A 12,688-nucleotide genomic window follows, 5' to 3' on the forward strand; every position below is an offset into this window, starting at 1 on the left:
TTGAGTTTGGCGATTTTTGTGGTAAAAAAAAGACTTTTATTCCACATAGACAATGGGTGAGACTAATTCTCCTCATTGTCTTGAAAAAATATATCTCCTTTTTTCATCTAAAATTCCATCAGTTGCATTTGTGACTTGAATCTAAGTTAAAAATATCTTTTGATTTCATATTTCCCTTTCAATAAGAATTTTAAACAGCGGTTTCTAAATAATGGCTAAGAACCTTACTAAATTTCATGAGTTTATCACGCCATAAAACTCAGCTTAGTTTAAGCCACATTTTCTCTCATTTTCTTCAGAATTTTAGGCACTTCTTTCCAATCGTCAATCCAAATGGTTTGTACGCCAAACGATGCTGAATCGTTCTCTTCGAACCTTTCATATATTCCCTTCAAGAGTTCAATTGTTTCATCAAAATTTAATCCATAATGATTTTTATTACTTAGATTTTCATAAGTTAAGGCTAAATTTAATTTTTCCTTTAGCGTGCTAATTTTAATTCTCTCTTTAAAGATATAATGATGCTTTCGTCTATTCCCCTTTTGCTTTAAGGCAATATCCAACAGTCTTCTAATATTAGGATCTGTCAATGAACTACCTATTAATAAACAGGTGTTTTCTCTAAATTTATTTATTTGAACAATATTATTCCAACTATAGATATCAGAGTATTGTTGATGATAATTATTTTCGCCAAAAATGATTTTATTTGCCAAATCTAGTTTCCTTTTCTCTGGGAGATAACCATGAACATGGTAAATAGGTAATTCACCATTCTTGGTCTCCATTCCCAATCCAAAAATGGGTTTAAACGGAATATTAACCTCTGCTTTTTCCAACTTGCATTCCAAAATATCGTCGAAATTATACGAAATTATAGAATCCAAATTGTGATGAATATCAGGCTTAACACAAAGTCTAACTATTTCGTCTAATAGCCTAGAGTTAACACTCTTATCTACATTTGAATACAAAACATCTCTAACCATAGATTCGAAGGAGGAATTATCTTTAGCAAAATAGTCCTGTAGATACCTTCCTGCAATTAATGGGTTAGGTCTAAAGATTTCGTTATAGAATTTTGATAAAACACTTGAAACCTTATGTTCCTTTTCGATACTATACACCATCAAATTTTGAAGCAATTCATTCCAAGTTGGCACACCAAATTCAAGTGAAATACCAGCACCCAAAACAAGAACCAATTTATCATTCTGATATGCCTTGTTTATATTATTTAAAGCCTGTTTTCTACTAATAGTAGACGATTTGGGTAACTTATCGGTTATTACTGAAGAATTCACTTTATTGAACAACTCTTCATAATCGATATCTGTTTTCTCTAACTCTTCGATATGTGTATCAAAATCTGCAAAATTCGCCATCTGTTTAAATCTGCTTAAAATTTATCCTTTGTCTTAAATGTTGCCTAAGGAAAAAATGTTCTATCCTTTCGTTTCTCGAAGTTAACAAAAAAAGAGAATTGTGATTTTTTTACATTAACTTTTCTAATGAAGAAAGTGACAAATAAAACATAGCTGGGAAAACTCATCAAGCTATGAGTACCAAAGTAAAATAGGATATTATTCAACATATACTCATCGCAGAGTCTTGCCGATCACCCAAAGTTCTATTCATTATAATGCGTTAATTTTTCTTGTTTATTAGATTCACAATCACTTTCGTCATTTGTCAAAGCTTTATATTTTAATACTTTACCAAGTATTTTCACCGATTCTTGTAGTTCTTTTAACTGTTCGGAATTATGTTCTAATCTTCTCTCATTCAAAGAGTAACCTTTAACCAAATAATCTTTCAATATTTTATTAGCCCAAATTCTAAATTGAGTTCCACGCTTAGATTTTATTCGGTATCCTACTGAAATAATAACATCAAGATTAAAATAATCTACCTGATAAGATTTTCCATCGGCGGCAGTTGTTGCATTTTTTGCAACAACTGAATTCTTGTCTAATTCATCTTCTTTAAAAATATTGGTTATATGTCTTGAAATGACAGATTTGTCGCGTTCAAATAGACCAACCATTTGATTTAAATTTAACCAAACAGTTTCTTTATCAAGTTGAACATTAATATCTGTCTTACCGTCTTCTAATTGATAAATTTCGATATTAGAATCATTCATTATTTCCAATTTATTTTAAACCCAAATTCCGCGTAATTAATGAGAATAGAAATGATATTATCCACATAACTCTTTCTTTAACATCTAGTAAAATGTAAAACATTTTATCTTTTCGCGTATTGAAGTTAATGAAAAAAAATAATTGAGCATAATTAAACAACACCCTTGAAACAATGAGTATTCTAATCTCTCTATGGAATTATCATCTACAAGCTCGTTTAAATTAATATTCTTGGCTAAGCAAATTTAAGGGAAAGCTTTTGTGATGCAGAAAAAGAACCACCTCGTCTTCGTTCCTCAGCCACTCCTCCTCTTATCCCGATAAGTATCCGGGAAAGGAGAAGAAACAAATGAAGTCTCTCGCTTTTAAAAGCTGTTTTAGAGTCCGCGAAAGCTCGGTGTAGAACAAAAAGAAAAGGGCAACCCCTACGGATTGCCCTTTAACTCTGATAGAATAGTGTTTATTGTTGTTTATTGTTTAATGCTTTTTTATAAAGATATAACGGTTTCAACATTCTCAATTCCTTTTTGAATTGCTTCAATATTTAAAGGAATCAATTTATGGTGACGTTCTGGTAATGATTTTTCAAGACCTTTTTTAACATTCTCAAGTTTTACGATAGGCTTCACTTTAAGGAAACCACCCATAATAATCATGTTAAAAGTCTTAGGATTACCCATTTCAGTAGCTAATGCTGCACCAGGAATTCTAAAAATGTTGATATCTTTTCTTTTTGGATGATGTGTAATACCGTTTGGATCATATAATAAAGTTCCACCTGGTTTAATATCTTCCTCAAACTTATCCATTGATTGTTGGTTAAGAATGATAGCAGTATCAAATTTCTTTAATACGGGTGAACTAATACGATCGTCGCTAAGAATTACAGTTACGTTAGCTGTACCTCCACGCATTTCAGGTCCGTATGATGGCATCCACGACACTTCCTGATTTTGCATAATACCTGAGTAAGCAAGAATTTTACCCATAGAAAGTACACCTTGACCACCAAATCCTGCAATTATAATTTCTTCAGTCATTTTTTTACAGTTTTAATCGATTAAGGGATAGCTCAATTGATTTTTCTAAATAATCTAGCATAAAGAAAATCTACATCTAACCCTAATGAAATTTACTCGTCTTTTAATGTACCAAGTGGGTAATAAGGGAACATATGTTCTTTCATCCACTCGTTAGCTTGTACAGGAGTTTGTTTCCATCCTGAACTACAAGTAGCAACAACCTCGATGAATGAAATTCCTTTATTCTCTCTGGTATTTTCAAAACCTTTACGAATTGCTTTCTTCAATTTACGTACTGCAGCTGGAGTTTCTGCTGACTGACGAGTTACATATCGAGTTCCTGGTAATAAAGACACAATTTCAGAAATCTTCATTGGGAAACCAGTCACTTCACAATCACGTCCGTAAGGAGATGTTGCAGTAACTTGTCCTTCAAGAGTTGTTGGAGCCATTTGTCCACCAGTCATACCGTAAATAGCATTGTTCACAAAGATAACAACGATATTTTCGCCACGATTACAAGCGTGCATAATTTCAGCAATACCTATAGATGCTAAATCACCATCACCTTGATAAGTAAATACATATTTCTCAGGCATCAAACGAATAGTTGCTGTAGCCAATGCAGGAGCACGACCGTGAGCAGCTTGTTGCCAATCGATATCTAAATAATTGTATGCTAATACCGAACATCCTACTGGAGAAACACCAATTGTTTCTTCCTGAATTCCCATATCATCAATAACTTCAGCAAGTACTTTGTGAATTACACCGTGAGTACAGCCTGGGCAGTAGTGCATTTCGTTATCCAAAAGAACAGAAGTCTTACTATAGACCAAGTTCTCTTCGCTAATTATGTTTTTAAGTTCTGTCTCTGTCATAGCTTACTCTCCTAAAAAAATTTGTTCTAATGCTTCAACTACTTCATCAGGGGTAGGAATGATTCCACCATAACGTCCAAAATGCTCAACTGGCACTTTACCGTTAACTGCCAAACGAACATCTTCGACCATTTGACCAGCACTCATTTCTACTGATAATATTCCTTTTACTTGACCAAGCATTGCTTGAATAGCTTTGGTTGGGTAAGGGAAAAGAGTTATTGGACGTAACAAACCAACTTTAATGCCTTTTGCACGTGCAATTTCGATAGCTTTTTGACAAATACGAGCACTTGATCCATAAGCTACAAATAAATAATCTGCATCGTCACATTCAATCTTTTCAAAACGAACTTCGTTTTCTTCCATTGCGCGATATTTCGCTTGCAATTTGTGATTAAAGATTTCTTGTTTAGCTGAATCTAATTCTAGAGATGTAGAAATTCTACGCTTAGCGCCTTTTTTCTTTCCAGTGGTTGCCCATGATCCAGAAATTTTCTCAATTTCTTCAGCAGTCCAACGTGGTTTGAATTCTGATAATTCAACTTTTTCCATCATTTGGCCAATAACACCATCAGAAAGAATCATTGCTGGATTTAAATACTTAAATGCAAGATCAAAACTTAGAGCTACAAAATCATTCATTTCCTGAACTGAAGCAGGAGCTAAAACGATTAGTTTGTAATCACCATGTCCGCCACCTTTTACAGCTTGAAAATAGTCAGATTGAGCAGGTTGAATAGTACCTAAACCTGGTCCTCCTCGTACAACATTAACAACTAAGGCTGGCAATTCAGCACCAGCTAAATAGGTAATACCTTCTTGTTTTAAACTTACTCCAGGACTTGATGAAGAAGTCATTACTTTTTTACCGCATGACGCACCACCGTACACCATATTAATTGCAGCAACTTCGCTTTCCGCTTGAACAACAACCATTCCAGTTGATTGCTCAGGTCGACGAACCATAAGGGTTTCCATAACTTCGGACTGAGGTGTAATTGGGTAACCAAAATACCCATCACATCCACAACGAATAGCTGCTTCTGCGATCACTTCATTTCCCTTCATTAATCGAATATCTCCCATTATAAAAATATTTTTAAGATTTTCAGATTTGATTAAATTGAAATTTAGCTTGCTTTCATTCTGTAAACAGTAATAACCGTATCAGGACAAACTAAGCCACAACTTGAGCAACCAATACATGCATCAGGATTGGCTAGACAAGCATAATGGTAACCTTTACCATTAACATCGCGTGCCAATTCGATAGCGTTTGTAGGGCAAGCGACTACACATAAGCCACAACCTTTACATTTTTCGGTATCAACTACAATAGCACCTTTGAATTTTGCCATAGCATTTATATATTTAAAAGATAAATTTTTAATTACCACATAAAGGTAACAATTCAAAAGCTAATTTCACAATTCTCCTTACAATTAACCCTAAATACATCAAGTTTACAATCAGTCTAAATAAATTATGCCATTTAAATAACAAATATGTTACTTAAATGGCATAAAATATCTATAAATCGTAACGACTCTTTCCCGCATCGAAATACGTATTCTGAGATAATCCGATTAAACTAATCCTTGTTGATGCTTATGAAACGCTTTTAAACGATACTCTAAATCACCGAATTGGCTTCTTGAAATTTGTGAAACACATGCTCTAAGCCCTTCTCTCAAACTACCTGTTTCGTTCAAACAAATAGCCGAAATACCATAATATAATAATTTTTTATTCAATTCGGGTCCCGTAAGACCTGGATACGAAATTGTAAAATAAAATCCGTCAGCTAATGGAAGATCAACATCGGTATCGTATACCAAATCGAAACCATTATCAATAAACATCTTCTTCATAATTTTAGCCCGTTCGCCATACTCTCTTACATTTTCAACAAAATTAAATTTGCCTTCGTTGGCAGCTTTTAGCATACCATGCAATCCATATTGTGCTGAATGAGAAACACCTGAAGAAAGTGTATAGATAATTCTAAACACAACGGTAAAACCAAACCCATCCGTTCCGAAACGCTTCTTCAAACCACTGTATCTTCTTTTATATAGCTTATCTGAAATACATAACAAACCTATTCTTTGTCCGGCATACGAGAATGCCTTAGAACTAGAAATCATTAATGCATAATTATCGGTATATCTTGCAACTGTAGGTTGGTATGGTCCAACGCCTGGCTGACTTAAATCTGTTCTAAAATCCATAGCAAAATAAGCAAGGTCTTCCAATACAATTGCATCGTACTTATTTGCCATTTCGCCAATCGTTTTTAACTCAAGATCATTCATACATATCCAAGCTGGGTTATTGGGATTTGAATAAACGATACCCGCAATATTTCCTTTCGACATGATTTTCTCAAGCTTATCGTGAAGTTTATCTCCTCGATAATCGTAAATGTCGAATGTTTCGTATTTCATCCCCAAAACATCCATCTGAGTTTTCTGTACGGGGAAACCTGGATCAACAAAAAGGATGGTATCTTTTCCTTTGGTAGCCGAACAAACAGCCATAAAAGCTGCATAAGCACCTTGCATAGAACCAACGGTTGGAATAACACCTTCTGCATCCAAATCTATATTCATAAAGTTCTTAATAAACTTAGAACCTTCTTCCTTCAAAACCTTCACGCCTTCGAGCATTGGGTAGGCTGCTGCAACACCACGATCAAGAGCTGCTTTCTCTGCTTCAATACCATATTTAGAAGCTGCTAAACCAGGCACACCCATTTCCATACGAATGAATTTATCTCCGCTCTCTTCTTCAATCATATTAACCACACGCACCACGTCGCGAATAGTTGCATCTTCCATTCTATCTATTTCACATATAGCTAATTTACTGTCTACTATTTGGGAATTTATGGGCGTTTTCATACTTGAACAATTAAGTCTTGTTGATAAAATCTAATTTACTGCAATTTTACTAATTTTCCTTTCAATTTAAAACAAATAAAGCATATATAATTATAATTAAACCTAAGTAATCGTTATAAAATTACCAAACTGATAGTTTCAATACACAAAAAGCTCACTTTTTATAAAAGTGAGCTTTCATCAACAAGAATATGGCTTGTTTTATTTCATTTCTGGTTGGATAATCTTTAACCAATTATCTACTCTTTCTTCTGTTAAATCATCTTCAAAATCTTCGTCAATTGGCAAACCAACGAATTTACCTTCTACAATGGCACGAGATTCATTAAACTGATAACCTTCATCACTTACACTTCCAATTACGGTAGCACCGGTTTTTTTAACAACGTCATATAACTCACCCATAGCATCTACAAAAAAATCAGCATAAGCAAGATGATCTCCTAGACCAAAAATGGCTACTTTTTTCCCTTTTAAATCTACACCAGTTAAATTTGGAAGAAATTGATCCCAATCATTTCCTGCGTTATCCGAAGACCAAGTATGTTTTCCAAGTGTTGAAATACCCAAAATAATATGATCATACTTATCAAAAGCATTTGAATCGGCGTCTTTAACTTTTACTAGATCTACATTTCCAATTTTGCTAGCAATAAGCTTTGCTACTTTTTCTACATTCCCTTTTGTAGGGCCATAAAATAATCCAATATTTGTCATACTGTCAGTATAAAAGAGTTGAAACTTCAAATGAAGCACAAAATTAAATTCTACTAATAAAATAAATAGTTAAGGCTTTCTGTAAAAATTAAGGATTTAAAAAATCTAATTTCCAAGCCTTTACAAAGTAATCATTATTTAGCAGTTTTCAAACTTGCAATGGCAAGCAATAAACCCAAAATTACGCCTAATGCAGCGGCACAAAGAACTTGATAATCTGGAGGTAATAAAAAAGTGAAAGTATGCGCTGGTATCCAGAAAAATGGGATTGTTTTTTTGTACACAAAATTCCACTGAACATCCCAATCTATTCTTTTAAAAATAGTTGCGAATTGAATAGGTTTCAACAATCCACCTATTGTTCCGCCATTATCTAGAATATGAATATCCGTAATTTTATGAAAAGTCATCATAACTGGAGCATAAATTAAATTCATGCATGCTGATATAGAAAAAGCAACCAATAGCTTCTCTGCACTAAAAGCCCCCTTCAGAATTTCAGAAGCTCCTTCGAGTCCTAAATAATTAAGAAACATTGGAGTTCCGGTGTAAAATATGACCATAGCTAACTTCAGAGTTAAACCTATCCCACCCCATACAATTGCTCTTGGTAAAATACCAAAACCCTTTTGATTGTATACGCCTGTTTTTAGTCTTAAACCAATAACCTCGCCCAAGGTTGCTAAACATGCAAACTTGATAAAACTGGTAATCATACCGTGAGCTTTATTATACCCCACATAGAAATTAAATATATCATCCGACAAGAAAAATGGCATAAAGCACGCCACAACACAAAGGATAAATATAAAATCTTGTTTTTTCATTTATATTAATTTAGAATCAAGTAATGAGATTTTAATCGCAGATAATTTACAGCTTAAAAACGTGTTGTTTTAATCAAACCAATGCAAAATTGCCTTGATTATGAACTGTAAAATAAATACCCGAGACCAAAGTCTCGGGTACTAACCAGCTTATTTTACTGGCTGTTCTGTATGAATATCGAAGCCTTTTTGTATGCCTTTATAGATATTGCTCCAATTTAAAGCAGTAGCTATTAAAAGAACAACTATAAAACTGATCATCAGTTTTTCGTTAAGGCTTAGATCTTTGAATTTGCGCATAATATTGTGAGTTTGTGAGTTAGTAATTGAGTGAATTAGGTCATAAACAAACCCCAATATTACAAAATAACAAATTCAATACATTACATATCTTTTTCAATTCTAATACGAGCATCAACAGCTACAACGGCGTCTTTAGAGCCTAGAAGTGGATTCAAGTCCATTTCGAAAATCTCTGGAGCAACAGTCATTAATGCAGCAACACGAGAAATAGCATCAGCAAACTTATCTTCGTTCACCGGCTCTTGTCCTCTAATACCTTTAATAATGCCATATGATTGTAATCCTCGAATCATACGATGAGCTTCGTTGTTTGAAATTGGAGCTAAGGCTGCTTTCACATCCTTAAATACTTCGATAAAAATGCCACCTAATCCACAAAGAACCATGTGACCAAATTTATCTTCGCGCTTAGCACCAATAAACACTTCAGTTCCGCTAATCTGAGAACACATCATTACAGCATACGTATCTTTTATCTTAATTAAACGTTCGAATTCAGCAACAACCGTTTCTTCATTCATCACATTTAATACAACCCCACCAACATCTGATTTATGAACAGGACCAACAACTTTCATTACCATTGGATAACCTATTTCTTTAGCCATTTCTTTGGCAGCTTCAACGGTATCAATTACGCCTTCTTTCGAACGTTCGACACCTGCAGCATCCAATAAAGCGTGAATTTTTTCAGGAGCTAAATAACCATTCTCAGCCTCATCGATAATAGCACGAATTGCTTTTTTATCAACTTCAGGCATAGCAACATTTTCTGCTTCTGGCTTAGGCGTGTTATAAACCTTTGAAAGTGCATCACCGAATATTACCTCATCAGGAAAATTGATTCTTCCCTTAGCTAGGAAGTGCTCAATCTCGTCTTTAACGTTAACTACTGATGGAAGAATTGGATAAATCGGCTTTTTACACTGCTTCATTTTTTCGTCCAACAAATCGTAAACATCATATACAGGACATAATCCAGGACTACCAAATACAACAGCCATTGCATCTATATTATCGAAATCATTATCACAAGCATCAATAATATCTCCCAACTGCTGCGCTGTACCTGTTGCCAAAAAATCGATTGGATTTGCAACTGAAGAACCACCGTAAAGTTTCTCTAGAAGCGCATCGGCCTTAGGACCTTCGATATGTGGAACATCTAAGCCATTATTTGAAAGTGAATCGGTCAACATAACTGCTGGTCCACCTGCATGTGTAATAATAGCAATATTTTTACCTGTCAACTCAGGATGCATAAAGATAGAAGCTACAGTAACTAACTCATCTCTACCCGAACAGCGAACAATACCTGCTTTTTTAAACAAAGCATCAACCGCAACATCAGGACTAGCTAAAGCACCAGTATGAGAAGATGCTGCACGAGAACCTGCCTCAGAACTACCTGCCTTAATAGCAGCAATTTTACATCCCTTACGTATTAACGAAGAAGCATGCTTCAATAGCATCTTGGGTTTATCGATGTTCTCGATATATAATAATTTTACTGAGCTTGAAGTTTCAGGATCGTAACTCTCATCCATATATTTAAGAATCTCCTCAACACCCATTTGTGCAGAGTTTCCAACTGAATATACATTTGAAAAAGATAGTCCTTTAGGTACAGCTGCTTCCAAAATAAAAACAGCAGTTGCTCCTGAACCCGTAATAAAATCACAACCTTTAGGATCTAAAGCAGGAATTGGAGTTGTGAAAACCCCATTGTAGTTAGGATTTAATACACCAACACAATTGGGTCCAATTAAAGCACCACCTACCGAGTTTATAGTCTCAACAATTTGTCTTTCCAACTCAGCACCTTCTTCATTTTCCTCGCTAAATCCTGCTGAAATAATAATGAAAGCACGTGTGTTTTTCTCTTTTGCCAACAGCTTAATAGTTGGTAAGCAATATTTAGCAGCAATTGCTAGAATAGCGCAATCTACATCAGGTAAATCTTGAGGGTTTTTATATGATCTAACGCCTTGAACTTCGTCTAACTTTGGATTAGAAACATATAGATTTCCTTTAAAATTACCATCGATAAGATTCTTCAAAACTTTACCACCTGGCTTTTGTACATCGTCAGAACCTCCAACAACAACAATACTTTTAGGATTTAATAATTGCTCGTTTATCATTGTATGTATTTTAATATTTTTTTGTTTCTAGAATTTTCAAGAATCAAGCGTTATAAAGGAATAGCTTCTCTTAGTAGACCCCTTAATAACTAAATTGGGTGAACAAGAAAACAACTATTTTTAAACAAGACTAAAATATTGATTCTTCTTATTTTTCACAAATATAGTAATAATCAGTACTCTAAAAAGCCGAATTAGTACTAATCTATAAGCACAAGCCTGTTTGTTGGATAAAAATCAACTATTTATAATCGGTCTAAAACAATCGTTTGCGTATAATTTTCAAATTGATAAATTTCACAGCATAAATCAGAAAGATATTGCTTACCACTTTCATTATAAATTTTTCCCTTAAGCGTATTTAAACAAAACAAATAAAGAGTTTAGAGTATGAAACTCCAGATACTAATTACATGAGACATATACTTAAGAATTAATCACTATTTTGTGGACCACTAACATTTGAAAAACGTAGATTATAACAATACCCAGTTTAATAGCCTAAGTCGACAAACATGAATATTAATTTCGATACACTATTGCAAAAAGACAGCTTTACAAAAGATGAAATTGTTCAACTGCTAAAAGCTAGCGGTGAACAAGAAAAAGCTTTATTTGAGAAGTCTCGCGAAGTTAAACTTAAGCATGTAGGCAATAAAGTCTATTTTAGAGGCTTAATTGAATTCTCGAATATTTGCAAAAAGGATTGTTTGTACTGTGGTATTCGTGCGTCAAATAAAATGGTAAACCGCTACGATATTGCTGATGATCAAATTCTAAAAGCTGCCAAGTTCGCACATGAACACAAATATGGCTCTTTGGTACTACAAAGCGGCGAACGTACTGATACTGCCTTTATCGATCGAATTACCAATTTGCTTCAGGAAATTAAGAAACTTAGCGATAATGAACTTGGTATAACAATCTCGATGGGAGAGCAAACTAAAGAAACCTATCAAAAATGGTTCGTTGCTGGTGCTCACCGCTACCTACTTCGTATAGAGTCGAGCAATCCCGAATTATACAAAAAAATTCATCCCAACAACGAAAACCACTCTCACGCGACTCGCCTAAAATGTCTGAAAGATTTACAAGATATAGGCTACCAAACAGGAACTGGCATTATGATTGGGCTCCCTTTTCAAACCTATGAAGACTTGGCAAACGATATCCTTTTCATGAAGGAATTTGACATTGACATGGTTGGAATGGGGCCTTATATAGAACATAATCAAACTCCTCTTTACGAATATAAAGATAGCTTAATGAGTTTGAAAGATAGATTTAGACTTTCGCTTAGAATGATTGCTATTTTACGTATTATCATGAAAGATATTAATATAGCTTCGGCTACAGCTCTTCAAGCTATCGATCCTCTTGGCAGGGAAAAAGCTTTAAAAATTGGAGCTAATATTATCATGCCTAATATCACCCCAACTCAAGAAAGAGCAAACTATCTATTGTATCAAAACAAACCTTGTATTGATGAAGGTGCTGATGACTGTACAAACTGCATGGAAGCTAGAATTAATATGGCTGATGGAGAAATTGGATATGATCAATGGGGCGATTCTTTACATTACAAATCGAGACATTAATAAAAATATATAAAGTACTTAGAGCATTTATAAGCGCCTAAAGTAAATAAGATATCTTGTTTAAAACAGCGAAGAATTTACGATTCGAACAGAAAACTAAGACACAACAATAAAGGAAACAATGACTTATACACAATAACGAA

The 12,688-nt window shown here is 34.2% G+C and carries 12 protein-coding genes; 1 reads left to right on the forward strand and 11 read right to left on the reverse strand.

The window, feature by feature from the left end:
- Positions 1–269: 269 nt before the first annotated feature.
- From EMN46_RS00005 to EMN46_RS00055, 11 genes are all read right to left on the reverse strand, one after another.
- Positions 270–1,385, reverse strand: coding sequence for an SIR2 family protein (locus tag EMN46_RS00005; RefSeq protein WP_154198633.1), 1,116 nt, complete (start codon positions 1,383–1,385; stop codon positions 270–272).
- A gap of 245 nt (positions 1,386–1,630) precedes the next feature.
- Positions 1,631–2,146, reverse strand: a complete 516-nt coding sequence (locus EMN46_RS00010; RefSeq protein ID WP_154198634.1) for a virulence RhuM family protein — start codon at positions 2,144–2,146, stop codon at positions 1,631–1,633.
- 489 nt (positions 2,147–2,635) lie between these two features.
- Positions 2,636–3,187 carry a 2-oxoacid:acceptor oxidoreductase family protein gene (locus tag EMN46_RS00015; RefSeq protein WP_154198635.1) on the reverse strand — a complete coding sequence of 184 codons (552 nt, stop codon included), beginning with the start codon at positions 3,185–3,187 and terminating at the stop codon, positions 2,636–2,638.
- 92 nt (positions 3,188–3,279) lie between these two features.
- On the reverse strand, positions 3,280–4,050 hold the full coding sequence (locus EMN46_RS00020) for a thiamine pyrophosphate-dependent enzyme (protein WP_154198636.1): 771 nt from the start codon (positions 4,048–4,050) through the stop codon (positions 3,280–3,282).
- 3 nt (positions 4,051–4,053) lie between these two features.
- Positions 4,054–5,139 (reverse strand): 3-methyl-2-oxobutanoate dehydrogenase subunit VorB, encoded by a 1,086-nt coding sequence (locus EMN46_RS00025; protein WP_154198637.1) that lies wholly within the window; start codon positions 5,137–5,139, stop codon positions 4,054–4,056.
- A 44-nt stretch (positions 5,140–5,183) separates the two neighbouring features.
- On the reverse strand, positions 5,184–5,411 hold the full coding sequence (locus EMN46_RS00030; RefSeq protein ID WP_154198638.1) for a ferredoxin family protein: 228 nt from the start codon (positions 5,409–5,411) through the stop codon (positions 5,184–5,186).
- Positions 5,412–5,639: 228 nt separating this feature from the next.
- Positions 5,640–6,956, reverse strand: a complete 1,317-nt coding sequence (locus EMN46_RS00035) for a pyridoxal phosphate-dependent aminotransferase (protein ID WP_154198639.1) — start codon at positions 6,954–6,956, stop codon at positions 5,640–5,642.
- 201 nt (positions 6,957–7,157) lie between these two features.
- Entirely contained in the window at positions 7,158–7,673 is a 516-nt protein-coding gene (locus tag EMN46_RS00040; protein WP_154198640.1) for a flavodoxin, read from the reverse strand.
- A gap of 134 nt (positions 7,674–7,807) precedes the next feature.
- Positions 7,808–8,500: a hypothetical protein gene (locus EMN46_RS00045; RefSeq protein WP_154198641.1), complete on the reverse strand. Its 693-nt coding sequence runs from the start codon at positions 8,498–8,500 to the stop codon at positions 7,808–7,810.
- 150 nt (positions 8,501–8,650) lie between these two features.
- The gene (locus EMN46_RS00050) at positions 8,651–8,800 is read right to left on the reverse strand and encodes a hypothetical protein (protein WP_154198642.1); all 150 of its coding nucleotides are present in this window, start codon (positions 8,798–8,800) and stop codon (positions 8,651–8,653) included.
- An 83-nt stretch (positions 8,801–8,883) separates the two neighbouring features.
- Positions 8,884–10,947 carry an acetate--CoA ligase family protein gene (locus EMN46_RS00055; protein ID WP_154198643.1) on the reverse strand — a complete coding sequence of 688 codons (2,064 nt, stop codon included), beginning with the start codon at positions 10,945–10,947 and terminating at the stop codon, positions 8,884–8,886.
- Between the two features lie 515 nt (positions 10,948–11,462).
- Here EMN46_RS00055 and hydE point away from each other — a divergent pair.
- On the forward strand, positions 11,463–12,545 hold the full coding sequence (gene hydE / locus EMN46_RS00060) for a [FeFe] hydrogenase H-cluster radical SAM maturase HydE (protein ID WP_154198644.1): 1,083 nt from the start codon (positions 11,463–11,465) through the stop codon (positions 12,543–12,545).
- Positions 12,546–12,688: the final 143 nt, after the last annotated feature.

Origin of the sequence: Ancylomarina sp. 16SWW S1-10-2 (assembly GCF_009669305.1) — a bacterium.
Lineage (GTDB): Bacteria > Bacteroidota > Bacteroidia > Bacteroidales > Marinifilaceae > Ancylomarina.